Here is a 16,238-nt window from a genome sequence, read left to right as displayed (position 1 = left end):
TTTACCTTGTACCATAACGGCTGATCTATAAATAATCCCTACTAAATGCCATTTTAATACCAATGCATGTAGTAATTCTCAATGAATAGTAAGTTTAGAGCTTAAAACACTTACGTTGCTGTTGTAACTTAGAGCTCAATACCTTGTGATTATTGTTGAGTTTATATTAGACTGGGTTTAAGAGTTATTATGTGAATGATTGATGCTATCTAATTTTTTTATAAACCAACCAGATCCAAGTCTAATTATTAATGGTGTATACGACCCAAGTTTAGTGACACTATCTATACTCACCGCAATTTTTGCAGCCTACTTTTCCCTTCACGTTATCGATTTAGCAAATAATACTCACTTTAAGTCTTATCGTAAGCTGGCCAATGTAACTGCAGCTTTAGTGCTTGCTGGGGGGGTATGGAGTATGCATTTTATTGCTATGCTCGCATTTTCTTTGTGCACTACAATTGAATACGATCCCACACTCACTTTTGTGTCGTTTATACCGGCTTTACTGGCGTGTACCATTGCTTTTTCTTGTTTGAAAACATATAGCACCCACCCTCGTATTATCAATTTAATTCTAAGCTCACTTTTATTTGGCGCGGGTGTTGGCGCCATGCATTACAGTGGTATGGCCGCAATGCAATTAAGTCCATTACTTCGTTATGATCCAATGTGGTTTAGCGCTTCAATTGTTGTAGCAGTGCTGCTCTCTTTCATCAGCCTCTATGTACGTTTTCATTTACCTGCACACTTTAAAAAATTAACGCCGGTGCATAATCGTATTATTTGTGCGCTTATTCTGGGGCTTGCCGTGGCTGGCATGCACTATATGGGCATGGCCGCAGCGCGATTTATTGCAACAAGCCCGATAATTAACGAGCAAACAAATCAATCGCACTTAACCTTTATTGCTATTAGTGTGTCGTTCGCCACGCTTTTATTAACAGCGGTGGTTGTGATCATCAATGGCATGATCCGCTACAGAATGCTGTTAGGAAAAAAATCTGCTGAAGAGTCTCGCCTTGATGCTATTTTATCAACTGCTATTGATGGCATCGTCACTATCAATATTAAAGGTACCATTTTAAGCTTTAATAAGGCCGCAGAAACGATTTTTGGCTGGAAAGATAATGAGGTCATTGGCCTAAATGTAAAAATATTGATGGCTGATGATATTGCTAATCAACACGATGCTTTTTTAAAAAACACCACAAACCATGAAGTAAAGCGTGTGATTGGTGTTAATCGCGATGTGTGGGCAAAACATAAAAATGGTCATCAATTTCCAATTCGACTAGGGATTGGTGAAGTAAAGCAATTACAAACTGAAACGCTATTTGTTGGCTTTATTACCGATTTAACTGAACAAAAAGCATTACAACAAAGCTTAATTGAAAAAGAGCGACAATATCGTACCTTGATGAACAATATGCCCGGTGTTGTATTTCGCTGCTTGTTAGATGAACACTGGAGTATGTTATTTATAAGCCCAAGCGTCTATGAACTAACGGGTTATCGCGCTGAAGAGTTTACTGAGCAGCGTATTACCTTTGCCGAGCTGATTGTTAAAGAAGATGAAGCGGCTATTTCTTTAGCCATTGATCAAGCGGTTGCATCAACCAGTCAATACTCAATTGAATACCGCATTCGCCATCGCAACGGCAATATTATTTGGGTACTGGATCAAGCAAGTATTGTCACTAACTCTAAAAATGATGCCCGCTGGGTTGATGGCGTTTTAGTTGATATAACCAAACGCTATGAATATGAGCAAAGCTTAAAACAAGCAAAATACGAGGCTGAAGTAGCCGCGCAAGCTAAACAGTCTTTTATGGCAAATATGAGTCATGAGATACGTACCCCCATGAATGCAATTATTGGCTTTAGTGATATTTTGATAGATAGCCCGCTTAATAAAGATCAACATAAGCAAATAATTACTGTTAATAACGCTGCGCGTTCTTTGTTGCACTTACTTAACGATATCCTCGACTCAGCAAAGTTAGAAAAAGGCAAACTCGAAATTCAAAATGTACATTTTAACTTGCAAGAATTACTCGACAATATTGTGTCTACATTTTGGCTTGATGCAAAACGTAAAGACCTAAAACTCAATTTAAAAATAGCTGGCAATGTGAATCCATTTTATTTGGGTGACGATACTCGTTTGCGCCAAGTGCTAACCAATTTAATCGGCAATGCGATAAAGTTTACCGAACGAGGCCATGTTACTTTGTCGGTTACACATAACCCCAATCAACCTATTTTATTCAAAGTACAAGACACAGGTATAGGTATTAAAAAAGATCGCCTTAACGCTATCTTTAAACCTTTTGAGCAAGCAGATGGAACCACAACACGCCGATTTGGTGGCTCCGGGCTTGGTACAACGATTAGTAAGCAGCTCGTTGAATTAATGGGCGGCAAAATATATGCACAAAGTACCCTTGGTCAAGGTAGCTGTTTTTCTTTTACTGTTGCGCTTGAAAAAGGCGAGAAAAGTCAGGTACAGACCATTAGTAAAAACGTATTTAATTTACCACCATTAAAAATCTTAGTGGTCGATGATATTGAACAAAATATTGAGCTACTCACCATTATGCTCTCACAAGCTGGGCATCAGGTAAGAAAAGCTAATAATGGCTTTGAGGCCATTGAGATATTTAATCAACATCGCTTTGATATTATTTTAATGGATATTCATATGCCTAAGTGCGATGGGATCAGTGCTACGGCATCAATTCGCTCTTTAGAGCAGCAAAAGCAACTTGAGCAAACCCCAATAATTGCTTTAACAGCCAGTGTGTTGCAACAAGATAAGCTAACAGCTAAACAAGCGGGTATGAATGGTTTTGCAACGAAACCCGTTGACATAAACCAGCTCAACTACGAAATAGCAAGAGTGCTTGGGCTTGCTATAAGCCAGTTAGAAACTGCAGATCCGATTGACTCAAAACTCCGTATAGATTTAGCTAAAGGCGAGAAAATGTGGGGCAGCACAGAAAAACACCTCAAAGAAGTCGCGCTCTTTTTAACTCAGCATCAAAATAGTATGCAAACCTTAGCGACCAATAAGCTAAACTATAAACACCATGCTCAAATTCTGCATAATTTAAAAGGTCTTGCAGGTAACTTAGCGCTTAATAATTTGTCTGACTTAGTTGCTCAAGCTGAAAAGCAGCGTGATACAACTAGCTATGCCCAGTGCATATTAAAATGCCACCAAGAGTGGCAGCAGCTAGCAGATGAATTATCACACTTACGTATTGCTCCTCAAGAGAATAAATTACAAAAAGTAACCGTGTCAAATACTGAATTTATTCACCAATTAACCCTTTTACTTAGTCAAGCTAAACGAGCAGAGTTGGACGATACGTTATTAAGTTATATTGAGAGAATAACACCAGAACAGCACAAAAATGCTATTTTAAGCATTTGTGAACAGTTTAATGAATTTGAATTTGATAATGCAAAAATAGAGCTCAATGCATTATTAACAACACTTAATAATTAGCTCTTCTGAGGACGACGATGGATCAATCTATAAGTCAGGCGCGAATATTAATCGTCGATGATGAACCTGCGAATTTAAAAGTAATGCGCGAGGTTCTAGCGAGTAACTACCGTTTGTCGTTCGCTAAATCGGGGCCATTAGCACTGCAATTAATTGAAAACGATCCACCGAACCTCATTTTACTAGATGTAATGATGCCAGATATGAATGGCTTTGAAGTGTGTAAAATTTTAAAAACTAATCCTACAACCGCACATATTCCAGTTATTTTTGTTACCGCACTTACACAAGAGCAAGATGAATCGGAAGGGTTTTCTTTAGGTGCAGTTGATTACATAACCAAACCTATTAGTCCTGCTATTGTAAAGGCAAGGGTAAAAACACATCTTTCTTTAGTACAAGCCGAGCAGCTAAAACAAGCACATGTAGACTTAGTAGAACGATTGGGGCGCGCTGCAGAGTACAAAGATACCGATACGGGTGAACATATTGCTCGAATGAGTCAATACAGCAAGGTACTTGCTTTAGCGCTAGGAATGAATGAACAACACGCTGAGTTATTACGCCAAGCTGCACCAATGCACGATGTCGGAAAAATAGGCATTCCTGATTCAATATTATTAAAACCAGGAAAATTAACTCCAGACGAATTTGCACACATGAAAGAGCATGCTGCTATAGGAGCTAAAATATTGGCCAACTCACCCTCCCCTTTGTTGCAACTTGCCCACGTACTGGCAATTGAACATCATGAGAAATGGGATGGCACAGGCTACCCTAATGGATTGAAAGGCGAAGAAATTTCGATTGAGGGACGGATTGTGGCGATTGCTGATGTATTTGATGCACTCACATCAAAACGTCCTTATAAAGAGCCTTGGAGCATTGAGCAAACAATAGAACATATGCAGTACCAAGCGGGAAAACATTTTGACCCACATCTAGTTGAGCTTTTTATTGGTCAGATAGACACTGTTCTAGCGATAAAAAAGGCCCATCAAGAGCGCGATTAAATCTCCCCTTATTTGAGCAAATATTACTGCGCAAAGTGCAACTGATCCTAGCTTCTTTTGGCATTGTGAGAGCCTAAAGCTACAGCCGGAAAATGCTGTTTTATAATACGATAGTCATGAGAAGTGATCTCATGGCTATTACCACTATTGTCTTTAAAGTACATTGAAAAAGTCACACCATGATCAGCCAATATGGTTTTTACTTGGTGCTGCTCAAGATGCTTGAGCCACATAACAAATTGCTCCCCTGTCGCAGCAAAAGCGATTCCTTTACTGCGCCCATCTCCTTCAAATAAAGCCAGCCGTGTAGTGGCATTTTCATCTTCAAGTGTTAAAGGGCCTTTCCCCTCTTCATTCCAAAATGCTAACTCCTCTACTACGCTAAAACCAAGCACCTTTTTATACCAATCAACGGCTTGGGTGATGCATTCAACATTTAAATGGCAATGATCAATTCCCGAAAGTTTAGGTGTCATCGCGTTGTTCACCAATTTCAGACTTAAGCTGGGCTAAAAAATCGTGCATGTATGCAGTACGCCTTTGTGCTTCTGCTTTTGCTGAGGGGGTATTCATACTCTGAGCAATATGCAGTAATTTAATAAAAAAATGATCTAGGGTGTACTTTTTATCGTCTGCTTCTCGGTTTAAACAAAATGGATCATCGGGGTTGTATAATAACCGGCTAATAGAGCCGCCTACTTTCATACAACGGCTTACACCAATAGCTCCTAAGGCATCCATTCTATCTGCATCTTGTACAATCTGTGCTTCCACCGTTTTAATAGCAATATTGGCGCTAAAACTGTGTGCTGCAATAGCGTGGTGAATATCAGCAAATAGTTGTTCATCGTAACCAATAGACGCTAAAAAGTTAATCGCTTTATCGGCTGCCATTGTTGATGCTTTCGCCCTGTCTGGGTGATTTTTAGCCACCGCAACACAATCATGTAACCAAGCTGCAGGCAATACAATGGCCATATCAGCCTGCTCTGCAATACATAACTGCACAGCAACACGTACTACCCGTTCAATATGGGTAATATCATGGGCTACATCGGCATGTACTAAGGATGTAATAAAGTCTCTGCATTGCTGATTAAGTTGCTGTAATGAGGGGCTAAGAGCTGAATTGTCCACCGAATTTCCAAAAATCTATTTAAACGAGTTAATAATGGCTACTTTACCGCGATTTATAAGCCCCTTGCAAAACATTCATTGTATGTTGCGCGAGCCTTGACTAAAATACAGCGCTTATTTATTACTACAGAGAAGCCCTATGTCATCTGCCGTTTACCTGCAAGCTGGTCGCGATAAATCATTAAAAAGAAAACACCCTTGGTTATTTTCTAAAGCCATCAAAAAAATTAAAGGTAAACCTGGATTAGGTGACACGGTAACCATTCACGATAGTGAAGGTAAGTTTTTGGCCACAGCCGCTTACAGTCCTCATTCGCAAATTCGTGCTCGTGTTTGGAGCTTTGACGAAAAAGAAGTGATAGATCAACATTTCTTTGAGCGCCGTCTTCGCCGTGCTTTAGAAGCGCGTAGTCATGCGATTGAAGAAGGTGGACTTACCGGCTTTAGATTATGTGCAGCAGAATCAGACTACTTACCCGGTATTACTATAGATAAGTTTGATAATGTTCTTGTGTGTCAATTACTGAGCGCAGGTGCAGAACGTCACAAAGGTGAAATTGTTGGCGCTTTAATGGCTATTTTCCCTGGCTCTACTATTTATGAGCGCTCAGATGTAGATGTTCGCACTAAAGAGGGGCTTGAGCCTATTAAGGGCGTGCTATGGGGGAGTGAACCCACTGAACCTGTCATAATTGAAGAAAATGGCTTAAAGATTGAAGTTGATATAATGGAAGGCCATAAAACCGGCTTTTATTTAGACCAACGTGATAGTCGTGCTGCACTGGAGCGTTTTTCAAAAGACAAAACCGTATTAAATTGCTTTAGTTATACAGGTACTTTTTCTCTTTACGCCCTGCGTGGTGGCTGCAAGCATGTAACCAATGTAGATGTTTCACAACCAGCACTTGATACAGCAAAGCGTAATGTAGAGCATAATAATCTTGATTTAAATAAAGTCGACTTTGTTAAACAAGATGTCTTTAAATTATTACGTCAATACCGTGAAGACGGCGTTTTATTTGATACCATTGTTATGGACCCGCCTAAATTTGCTGATAACAAAGCGCAGTTAACTGGGGCGTGTCGTGGTTATAAAGATATAAATATGATTGCGATGCAAATTTTAAAGCCAGGTGGCACGCTACTAACATTCTCATGTTCTGGTTTAATGGAACAAAACTTGTTTCAAAAAGTGGTCGCAGATGCAGCCCTTGATGCAGGCAAGGATTTACTGATCATGGAGCGCTTAAATCAAGCAGCTGACCACCCTATTGCAGGCAGCTATCCTGAAGGCTTTTACCTTAAAGGGCTTATTTGTAAGGTTTACTAAAAACTAATTAAGTAGTTAGTTAAACTCTACAATTTCGAGCCCTGCGGTTATCGTGCCATCCTCTTCGGTGCTGGCACGTATCACCTTAACGGTGGCTTTCAATGGTGCAATACTCGGATGTGTTGATGCAATATCAACCGATAAAATTGAGTTAAGCTCTAACAAATCATCGAGTTGTAATGAAAGACCCGTTGCACTTAAATCAAGGCAGGTGCCAGTGTAACTGAGCCCAGCAACAGGCTCTATTGAGGTTAACTTTGCTGGCGTGTTAACCTGCATACGTCTATAGTTTCTCTTATCTTCGGTAAACATAATTCCCTCTACACAATATTATTAATTTTTTCTCGTAGTACGGCGATAGAAAAAGGTTTTACAACGTAAGCATCACACCCTGCGTCAAAGCCAGCTTGTTGTTCAAGCTCCGACTCAAGTCCAGATATCATAACCACCGGAATGTTTTTTGTCTCTGGCGTGTGTTTAAGTATGCGACAGGTATCATAACCATCGAGTCCTGGCATACACACATCGAGCAAAATAATATCGGGCGGATTAGCAATCGCAGATGCTAAACAACTTTTACCAGAATCAGCATAGCTCAAATCAAATGTTGATGCTAACCCTGCTTTGAGTATTTCAAAATTGAAATACTCATCATCAACCACTAACAACTGCCGCGCTTTGTGTTTTAGTAATGAGGACATAGCTATGTCATTTCCTTCTCAAGTTAGTCCCTCTGTTAACTTACTTAGCTTAATAGAGAATAAAGAGATTATTCAATTTCTTTTATCGCATTTAACACACGTTTTGCTGAAATTGGATAAGGCGTACCTAAGGTTTGTGCAAATAAGGATACGCGTAATTCTTGCTGCATCCAAAAAATAGCCTCAACATCTGTAGGCAATGGCATTCCTTTAGGTGTTTTATTTGTCAGTTTTTTATATTCTTGCGCTACTTTTTCAAGCTCTAGCACACATAATCTATCACGATTTGGGTCAACAGGTAGTTTTTCTAGACGTTTTTGAATCGCTTTTAAGTAACGAATTAAATCGCCTAATTTGTCTGCCCCGTGCTGACTGACAAAGCCTTTAAAAATAAGCGACTCTAACTGGGACTTAATATCGCCATGGGCAGTGATCATGGTTAAATCTACTCGCCCTTTCATTTTTTTATGTAGTGCATGGGCAATACTCAGTACTTGCTCTACTTGAGTTGCAATTGCTACCACAGTGTCGCCTAACTCGCCGCGAATATGCTCTTTAACCGCTTCAAATGCATCACTTGTACGAATGTCACCATATTTAACTAATAGGCTATCAACGCCTGAGGCAATACAGTCATCAATTAAGTCTGCAATTTTACCAAAAGGATTAAAGTACAACCCTAGCTTAGCCTTGTTTGGTAAATTTTGCTGCAGGTATTTAATGGGTGATGGCACGTTTAACAGTACTAAACGACGTAAACCTTGCTGGTGCGCTAATTGCGCTTTTATTTCGTTATCGAATAACTCCACTGCCGCCGTTGATTTTTTATCCACCAGCGCAGGGTACGCTTTAATTTCGTACTGACCTTGCTTTTTCACATACGATGTTGGTAACTCTCCAAAATCCCACTGCGTTAAGTCGGTTTTTTCTATGCCTTTGTCGGCGACTTTAGATAAGGTATCGGTGACCTTACCTTGTAGCTGCGCTTTAAGTTTAGCTAAATCGAGTCCACGTGCTAGTAGCTTGTCGTGTTCATCGCGCACTTCAAATTGCAACCTTAAATGCGGAGCAAGCGCAGTTAAATCCCACGCCTCAGGGTCGACTCGCACGCCGGTCATGCGCAGTAATCGATTGCTTAGCGAGTCGATTAACGAGCCTTGTAATGGCTCTATAGCCGCTAACACCGCATCGGCATAATTAGGAGCAGGAACAAAGTTACGCCGCAATGACTTAGGTAATGACTTAATTAACCCACAAATTAACTCATGACGAAATGCCGGTATATGCCAATCAAAGCCACTTTCTTGCACTTGGTTTAACAGTGCAACGGGTATTTGTACGGCAACGCCATCAACCGCTTGGCCTGGATCAAAGTGATAGGTAAGCGGCAGCATCAAGTTATCTTGCTGCCAAGTATTAGGGTAGTCAAATTCGGTAATGCTGCTGGCACCATGCTGCATTAACTCATCACGGGTCATATGCAGGTAGTGTTTGTCTTGTTGTTTTTGTGTTTTATACCATTTGATAAACGCAGCACGATTGTTAATATCGCTGGGTATTTTCTTCTCGTAAAACTCAAACAAGGTTTGCTCATCAACTAAAATATCGCGTCTACGAGACTTGTTCTCGAGCACTTGAATATCTTCAATTAATTCGCGGTTATACGCTAAAAACCCTTCATTGAGCCCGAGCTCTTGTTCAACCAGCGCTGTGCGAATAAACAACTCACGGCTTACTTTTGGGTCAATATTGCTGTACACACAGCGGCGCTTATTAACAATTAGTAAGCCATACAAAGTTTGTTGCTCAAAGGCAATCACTGCACCGGGCTTTTTCTCCCAATGAGGCTCTGTGTAGCTGCGTTTTACTAAATGCTGAGCAAACGGCTCTACCCAGTTCACATCAATTTTGGCATTAATACGAGCATAGAGTTTACTGGTTTCCACCAACTCAGCCGACATCATCCATTTTGGACTCTTTTTAAATAAGCCTGAGCCTGGGAAAATATGAAATTGGCTATTACGCGCACCTTTATATAGCTGCTTTTCGTCTTTGAAACCGATGTGACTGAGCATGCCACTTAAAAGTGCTTTGTGAATAAGCTCACTGTCTGCAATATTAGTGGTGGCTTTCATTTTCATTTCATTGCACACAGTGCTGATTTGATAAACGATATCTTGCCATTCACGAATACGCATATAGGCTAAAAAGTCTTTTTGACATAACTTTCTAAACTGGCTGTTAGTCAGCTCACTTTGCTGCTCTTCTAGGTAATTCCACAGGTTTAAAAAGGCAATAAAGTCAGAGTCTGGATCGTCAAAGCGACCATGTTTTTCATTCGCGGCTTGGCGTTTTTCTTGTGGTCGCTCGCGGGGGTCTTGAATCGAAAGCGCGGCAACAATAACTATCACCTCACGCAATGCACCCAGTTTATGTGCAGTTAGCACCATTTTTGCTAAACGCGGGTCAACCGGCAAACGACTTAGCTCTCGCCCAGATTGTGTTAGGCTGGTTTTTTGATGACGCTTAGCCGCTTTTACTGCTTGTAGCTCTTCAAGCAATGTTAAACCATCATTAATATTTCGGCTATCTGGAGCTTGCACAAAAGGAAATTGCGCCATATCACCCAGCCCAAGGGCTAACATTTGCAAAATAACTGATGCTAAATTAGTACGCAATATTTCAGGGTCAGTAAATTCAGGACGCGATAAAAAGTCATCTTCTGAATATAAACGAATACAAATACCCGCTTCAACACGTCCACAGCGCCCCATTCGCTGATTAGCACTGGCTTGCGAAATAGGCTCTATAGGTAAACGTTGCACTTTTGTGCGATAACTATAACGACTAATTCGCGCTGTACCCGGGTCAATAACATAACGAATACCAGGTACTGTTAGCGATGTTTCAGCGACGTTGGTAGAGAGTATAATATGGCGGCGCGAATGCGGCGCAAAAATACGGTTTTGCTCAGCGTTCGATAGCCTTGAATACAAAGGTAATACATCTGTGTGTTTTAAATTACGCTTGCTTAGTGCATCGGCGGTATCGCGTATTTCTCGCTCACCATTTAAAAAGATCAGTATATCGCCAGGACCTTCGGCGCAAAGTTCATCTACCGCATCAAAAATCCCCTGAAGTTGGTCGCCTTCGGCTTCCATATCTTCTTTTTGAATATCACTAATTGGGTTATAGCGTACATCAACTGGAAACGTTCTTCCTGATACTTCAATAATAGGTGCATCATCAAAATGCTTAGAAAAGCGCTCAGGGTCGATAGTTGCTGAGGTGATAATAACTTTTAAATCGGGGCGTTTTGGGAGTAAATTTTTAAGATAACCTAAAATAAAATCAATGTTTAGGCTACGTTCATGCGCTTCATCAATAATAATGGTGTCGTATTGATTTAAAAACCGGTCTTGTTGTATTTCAGCTAATAAAATACCGTCGGTCATCAGTTTAATGTAACTGTTATTAGATACCTGATCGCTAAAACGAATTTTAAAACCGACTTGCTGACCAAGCTCACATTGCATTTCTTCTGCAATACGGTTGGCAACGCTGCGTGCTGCTAGACGCCTTGGTTGCGTATGGCCAATATAGCCCTCAACGCCTCGGCCTAGCTCTAAACACATCTTAGGTATTTGTGTGGTTTTACCTGAGCCGGTTTCACCTGCAATGATCACCACTTGATTATTAGCAATGGCCTCTTTAATGGTGTCTTTTTTTTGACTGACAGGTAATTGCTCAGGGTAAGTAACTTTAGGTAGCCCAGCTAAACGCTGCTCTCTGAGTGCTTGACTGCGACTGATATCAGTCGCAATTTTTTCAAGCGCACTGTTAAGTTTTGCCTCGTCGGTGATTTTTTTAACGCCGTGAAGACGCTTTTTAAAACTGAATTGATCTTTTTTTAAGCACGTTTTTAGCTCGCCAAACAACTGACCTAGGTTTACCACCTGCATACCTTATAAAAATTAGTCAAAGAGCCCCGATTGTAGCAAATTAAATGGCTGGGGTTAATCCTGTAAAGAATATAACAATCAGCGGATTATTATATAAACCACCAGCCACTAACTAATTGCGTTTATTCGTCGCTAAAAATACCTACATAAGTTGCTTGCGTATTGGACTTACTCGCACGATACATGCCAGTAGTATTAAACGGCAGACTAATATTGCCTTTTGTATCAACAATAATAACACCGCCTGTGCCCCCTATCGGCTTAAGCACCTCATTTATTACTTCATTACCTGCTTCACCTATAGTTTTACCTTGATACTTTACTCGTGCACAAATATCACTGGCCACATTATAACGAATAAAATATTCGCCGTGCCCTGTTGCCGAAACCGCACATGAGGCATTTTCAGCAAAAGTGCCTGCGCCAATAACCGGCGCATCGCCAATACGACCAAAACGTTTTGCGGTCATTCCGCCGGTTGACGTGCCCGCCGCTAAATTACCTTGTTTATCCAGTGCCACCGCACCCACTGTGCCCACTTTATAATTAACCGGTAACGCCTTGTGCGCTGCCTGGTAATCTTTATTGGTGTTTTTGCTCGCCTCGAGTTTTTCTTTTGCTTTTAATAAAGCTTCATAGCGATGCTTTGTATCAAATATATTGTTCTCTACTAGGCTCACGCCTTGCTCTTTAGCAAACTCTTCTGCACCTTGACCACTTAGCATCACATGCACTGAGTTTTCCATCACTAATCGGGCAAGTTGAATTGGGCTTTCAATATGTTTGATACCCGAAACGGCGCCTGCTTGACGATTGCGGCCATCCATAATAGAGGCATCTAATTCGTGACTACCCTCATAGGTATATACCGCACCACGTCCGGCATTAAAATAAGGGGATTGTTCGAGTATTTCAATAGCAGTAGTCACTGCATCAAGGCTTTCCCCGCCTTGTTCAAGTACTTTATACCCGGCCTCAACAGCTTCTGCTAATTTATTGCGGTAAGCTTGCTCTTGTTCGGCCGTAAATTTACTTTTTTCAATCGTGCCTGCGCCGCCATGAATCGCAATGGCAAACGGCGTGTTTGTATTTGCACTTAACGCCTGCGCGCTCAACCCCATTAAACTTGTTGCAATGAGTCCTAATAATGATTTTTTCATTGTGTGTTCTTTTATAAATACAAGAGTAAAACCAATGTGAATGGTTATGAAACGTTTTTCAAGTGAAGTGAGTTTAATGGCACAAAAAAAGCGCCCTGAGGCGCTTTTTTAATTCTGTTTAAAATTACGCTTGTTGCGCTTTTAAACGTGCTAAACGTGCTACTTGGTGCGTAGACGTTAAGAAAGAATAGATTGGTGCTAAATAACCGCGTTTACGAAGCTCAAGGAAGTCTGCATCGCTTAGCTCATTTAGTTTTTTCTCATCAATAAGGTAAATACCGTTGATGTCTTTTTTCTCGCCTTTAATATCAACAGTTAGCGTTTGTGCTACCAGTAGTTCTTTATCAGCAAGGAATTTAGTGAACGCATCAGTTACTTGAGAAAACTCAATGAATGATACTAATGCTTCTTTACGACGCTTAAGATAATCAGTTTCTTCACCGTTTTCGAATAATGCATTACCTTCTTCACCTACCAATGGGCTTGCTTCGTCAATTACAATACCAAATTGATCTTGCTCTGGGTGCTTTACTAAACCTAATGGGTAACGCGTTGTTGCCATAGGTGCAAATGATGCTGTCCATTTGTCGCCATCAATAAATAAATTTTCACCTGGCTCTAGGCCAAACATTGCAACCGCTTGAAAAGTACCTGTTTCGTTATTTTTAACAAAAGACATTGGGAATTCATTGGCGATACGCGCAAACTCATGTGCAACTACTGGCACTAAGTGTTGAGTTTTCATAAATTCGATGTTGATGCCATTTTTAATTTTAGTGTTGGCATGTTTTTCGTTGTGTAAAGGCTGTACTTGTTGCTCCGCCATGTTACTGCTCCGTTATTTATTAATTTGATTTTTTTCTGTTAGTGGCCTAAGGCTAAAGGTTTTGGTGACAAAAAGGAAGTGAAAATTTTGTGTCATTTTGTACGTTATTAATTAACAAAAACATTATCGCTGATTATTTCAACAAATAACTAGTAAACATTACCAAAGGTGAAATTCGCACGCTTAGATAGCTCAAAAAGCGTTCTTTGACAACGCTGTCTTCGGTGGTATATTGAGTTTGTGCCTAAATAAAAAATTCACACTTAGATAATTTCAGCAAAAATAGACACTAAAATAATGAAAAATTTAACTGTAAACCCAAACTTAAAAATTGAAAAACTGATGATCCCTGGCACCAAGCTATCAGCCTTCGTTGTTGATGATTTTCTTTTAGATACCAGTAGTGTAATGAATTTTGCTCACAACATAGCCTACTTTAACCCTATGTTTTCAGACAACTCCTTCTACCCTGGTATTCGCGACAATATGCCGCAACCTTATTTAAGGGTTTTACATGCATTTTTTCAAAATGAAATACTGCCTAAAATAGACAATAAAGATTATCAGCAGTCTGTTCTACATAAAAGTTTACTTTCATTAGTTTCATGCAAACCTGCGAATTTAATTGTTGATCAAAAAGTACCGCATATTGATTCTTGTGATGAGAGAGATTACGCATTTGTACATTACTTATCGCCAGAGGAGCTTGGTGGAACAAGTATTTATAAGTATATACCTCAAAACATTATTGAATTTAAACAACAGCACAAACCACTGCTCGCAGATATAGTTAATGATGTTAAAGAAGCCCCTAATGAGCATCAAGGCTATTTAGCTGGCAGCACAAGTTTATTTGAACAGGTTTTTAAAGTTGATGCTAAATTTAACCGCCTTGTTATTTACCAAGGTAACTTATTACACAGTGCCAATATTTATTCTGAACAAAGCTGCTTAGCGGATGCTAAAAAAGGCCGTCTTTCGATAGCCTCTTTCGCAAGTGTACGATGATCTTTGTGAATATAGCGCTTAAACCTTTCACAAATCATTAGATTGACTGCAGTCCATATTGTTTAATTTTATCTAAAAGCGCTCTGTGATTGGGTAGCTTATTTATTAAGTATTGATCTATCTCAGCTCGTTGTTGTAAACGTACTAAACAGTGTTCATGTTCTGCACTGGTACAAGGCGGTGCCTTAGTGTTGAAATGCATTCCATAAAGTACAAATAAAAAGTTTTCTAAGTAAAACACTTCAAACTGGCTGAAAAAGTCATCTCTAACCGGAATGAACTCTTCCCACAAACTAAGCTTTTCTTTTAATGACTCAGAAATAGTGTCATCACTTTTATTGGCCACCCAAAAAGCTGAATCTGTTCTATCTGAAATACAGTAGTGCAATTTAATAAAATCAATAGAACGTTCCCACGCATACCCCATAGCGTGATTAAACCGCGTTTCTAACTGTTCAAGCTGCTCAGTTGATGATGGAAAACGTAGGGTTAAAAACTTCGCTGAAAAATCAGTTAATAAAATAGAGGTTGCCTCTAATGGTTCTAAAAAGCCTTGCGCTAACCCAAGCGCGACACAGTTTTTATGCCAAAACTTTTCACGATAACCTACTCTCATGGGGATTTTTCTATAACTAAGACCTTGCTTACTTGCCCCTAGGTAACGATCCAATTTTTCATGTGCTTGTTCATCGGTCATGTGGTTATTTGAATAAACAAAGCCCACTCCCCGCCTATTAGTGAGCGCAATGTCCCAAATCCAGCCAGCTTGATGAGCGGTAGCAAGTGTATAAGGCGGAATATCATCGTCTTCTTTTGTAGGTACTTGCACAACTAAGGCGCTATTAATAAGTAAAGTGTCAGACACATCAACGAAAGGGACTTTTAAAGCTTTATCTATGAGTAAAGATTCAAAACCCGAACAATCAATATAAAAGTCAAATTCAAGTTCACCTTCGCTGTCAGTCACTAACGCTGCTATTGTGCCATCATTAGCAAGCTTTACTTGAGTTACATTGGTATGTACGTGAGACACCGAAAACTTATCTTTTGCATTACACGAGAGCAGTTGCGCAAATTTCCCTGCATTGAAATGGTACGCATAAGCTAACTCGCCCTCATATTGGGCATTAGTGATACTTTTGGGGGCTAAACCAGCCTCACAAATAGCGTGCTGAGAAGATAAATACTGCGCATGACTTTTTGATTTTTGCTTATCGTTTAACCAATGTTGAGTTAAATGTTTAGTATCGTAGGGGTTTGGCACATCAAACAAGTGATGAAAAAAGTTACCTTCCCCATGCTTTTTCTTGTCCATCCAGTTAACAAATTTTATCGACTGCTTAAACGTCGCATCACATTGGCGAATAAATTCATCTTCACGAATACCAAAAGTTTTTAGCGTGTTTCTTATGTCGGGTACTGTGCCTTCGCCTACTCCAATTGGCGGTATATCGGGTGACTCAATTAAAGTCACTGAAACACCTTTGCGCTTCAGCAGCTCTTTGCCAATGTGGTTTGCAGCTAACCAACCAGCTGTTCCACCACCTAAAATTGCCACTTTTTTTATATTCATAAATCACCAATGAT

At 40.0% G+C, this 16,238-nt stretch carries 12 protein-coding genes; 4 read left to right on the top strand and 8 right to left on the bottom strand.

Annotated elements, in window-relative coordinates; translation table 11 throughout:
• Positions 1-202: 202 nt before the first annotated feature.
• Together AC27JR_RS07450 and AC27JR_RS07445 are read left to right on the top strand one after the other, a co-directional pair.
• Positions 203-3,514: a PAS domain S-box protein gene (locus tag AC27JR_RS07450; RefSeq protein WP_487173216.1), complete on the top strand. Its 3,312-nt coding sequence runs from the start codon at positions 203-205 to the stop codon at positions 3,512-3,514.
• Positions 3,515-3,531: 17 nt separating this feature from the next.
• On the top strand, positions 3,532-4,527 hold the full coding sequence (locus tag AC27JR_RS07445) for a response regulator (protein WP_487173214.1): 996 nt from the start codon (positions 3,532-3,534) through the stop codon (positions 4,525-4,527).
• A 47-nt stretch (positions 4,528-4,574) separates the two neighbouring features.
• On the opposite strand, the gene AC27JR_RS07440 is transcribed toward AC27JR_RS07445, so the two are convergent.
• Both AC27JR_RS07440 and AC27JR_RS07435 read right to left on the bottom strand, forming a co-directional pair.
• Complete coding sequence (locus AC27JR_RS07440; protein ID WP_008464600.1) at positions 4,575-5,003, bottom strand: VOC family protein; 429 nt, start codon at positions 5,001-5,003, stop codon at positions 4,575-4,577.
• Positions 4,993-5,664, bottom strand: a complete 672-nt coding sequence (locus tag AC27JR_RS07435; protein WP_008113030.1) for an HD domain-containing protein — start codon at positions 5,662-5,664, stop codon at positions 4,993-4,995. The genes AC27JR_RS07440 and AC27JR_RS07435 overlap by 11 nt, the downstream gene beginning before the upstream one ends.
• A 139-nt stretch (positions 5,665-5,803) precedes the next feature.
• Between AC27JR_RS07435 and AC27JR_RS07430 the strand changes: the two genes are divergently transcribed.
• A complete protein-coding gene (locus AC27JR_RS07430) occupies positions 5,804-6,994 on the top strand; it encodes a class I SAM-dependent methyltransferase (protein ID WP_076918505.1) in 1,191 nt (396 codons plus the stop codon).
• A 15-nt stretch (positions 6,995-7,009) separates the two neighbouring features.
• Here AC27JR_RS07430 and AC27JR_RS07425 read toward each other — a convergent pair whose 3' ends face one another.
• From AC27JR_RS07425 to AC27JR_RS07405, 5 genes are all read right to left on the bottom strand, one after another.
• Positions 7,010-7,306: a PilZ domain-containing protein gene (locus AC27JR_RS07425; RefSeq protein ID WP_010388503.1), complete on the bottom strand. Its 297-nt coding sequence runs from the start codon at positions 7,304-7,306 to the stop codon at positions 7,010-7,012.
• Positions 7,307-7,314: 8 nt separating this feature from the next.
• The gene (locus AC27JR_RS07420; protein WP_008113026.1) at positions 7,315-7,695 is read right to left on the bottom strand and encodes a response regulator; all 381 of its coding nucleotides are present in this window, start codon (positions 7,693-7,695) and stop codon (positions 7,315-7,317) included.
• Positions 7,696-7,763: 68 nt separating this feature from the next.
• Positions 7,764-11,651 (bottom strand): ATP-dependent RNA helicase HrpA, encoded by a 3,888-nt coding sequence (gene hrpA, locus AC27JR_RS07415; protein WP_487173213.1) that lies wholly within the window; start codon positions 11,649-11,651, stop codon positions 7,764-7,766.
• Between the two features lie 128 nt (positions 11,652-11,779).
• Positions 11,780-12,817 carry an isoaspartyl peptidase/L-asparaginase family protein gene (locus tag AC27JR_RS07410; RefSeq protein ID WP_008113022.1) on the bottom strand — a complete coding sequence of 346 codons (1,038 nt, stop codon included), beginning with the start codon at positions 12,815-12,817 and terminating at the stop codon, positions 11,780-11,782.
• Positions 12,818-12,941: 124 nt separating this feature from the next.
• The gene (locus AC27JR_RS07405; RefSeq protein ID WP_008113020.1) at positions 12,942-13,643 is read right to left on the bottom strand and encodes a SapC family protein; all 702 of its coding nucleotides are present in this window, start codon (positions 13,641-13,643) and stop codon (positions 12,942-12,944) included.
• Between the two features lie 297 nt (positions 13,644-13,940).
• Between AC27JR_RS07405 and AC27JR_RS07400 the strand changes: the two genes are divergently transcribed.
• Positions 13,941-14,651, top strand: a complete 711-nt coding sequence (locus AC27JR_RS07400) for a DUF6445 family protein (RefSeq protein ID WP_487173212.1) — start codon at positions 13,941-13,943, stop codon at positions 14,649-14,651.
• 37 nt (positions 14,652-14,688) lie between these two features.
• Here the strand turns inward: AC27JR_RS07400 and AC27JR_RS07395 are convergent, their stop codons facing one another.
• Positions 14,689-16,224 (bottom strand): tryptophan halogenase family protein, encoded by a 1,536-nt coding sequence (locus tag AC27JR_RS07395; protein ID WP_487173211.1) that lies wholly within the window; start codon positions 16,222-16,224, stop codon positions 14,689-14,691.
• Positions 16,225-16,238: the final 14 nt, after the last annotated feature.

Source organism: Pseudoalteromonas sp. NH0006-26, assembly GCF_057552415.1.
Note: the sequence above shows the minus strand (reverse complement) of the source record. Positions and strands in the feature narration are given on the sequence as shown.

What these genes read in the sequence shown, in the direction of transcription:
- AC27JR_RS07450 (WP_487173216.1), top strand. Translation starts at nt 203, where the DNA reads ATGCTATCTAATTTTTTTATAAACCAACCAGATCCAAGTCTAATTATT.
- AC27JR_RS07445 (WP_487173214.1), top strand. Translation starts at nt 3,532, where the DNA reads ATGGATCAATCTATAAGTCAGGCGCGAATATTAATCGTCGATGATGAA.
- AC27JR_RS07440 (WP_008464600.1), bottom strand. Translation starts at nt 5,003, where the DNA reads ATGACACCTAAACTTTCGGGAATTGATCATTGCCATTTAAATGTTGAA.
- AC27JR_RS07430 (WP_076918505.1), top strand. Translation starts at nt 5,804, where the DNA reads ATGTCATCTGCCGTTTACCTGCAAGCTGGTCGCGATAAATCATTAAAA.
- AC27JR_RS07425 (WP_010388503.1), bottom strand. Translation starts at nt 7,306, where the DNA reads ATGTTTACCGAAGATAAGAGAAACTATAGACGTATGCAGGTTAACACG.
- AC27JR_RS07420 (WP_008113026.1), bottom strand. Translation starts at nt 7,695, where the DNA reads ATGTCCTCATTACTAAAACACAAAGCGCGGCAGTTGTTAGTGGTTGAT.
- AC27JR_RS07410 (WP_008113022.1), bottom strand. Translation starts at nt 12,817, where the DNA reads ATGAAAAAATCATTATTAGGACTCATTGCAACAAGTTTAATGGGGTTG.
- AC27JR_RS07405 (WP_008113020.1), bottom strand. Translation starts at nt 13,643, where the DNA reads ATGGCGGAGCAACAAGTACAGCCTTTACACAACGAAAAACATGCCAAC.
- AC27JR_RS07400 (WP_487173212.1), top strand. Translation starts at nt 13,941, where the DNA reads ATGAAAAATTTAACTGTAAACCCAAACTTAAAAATTGAAAAACTGATG.
- AC27JR_RS07395 (WP_487173211.1), bottom strand. Translation starts at nt 16,224, where the DNA reads ATGAATATAAAAAAAGTGGCAATTTTAGGTGGTGGAACAGCTGGTTGG.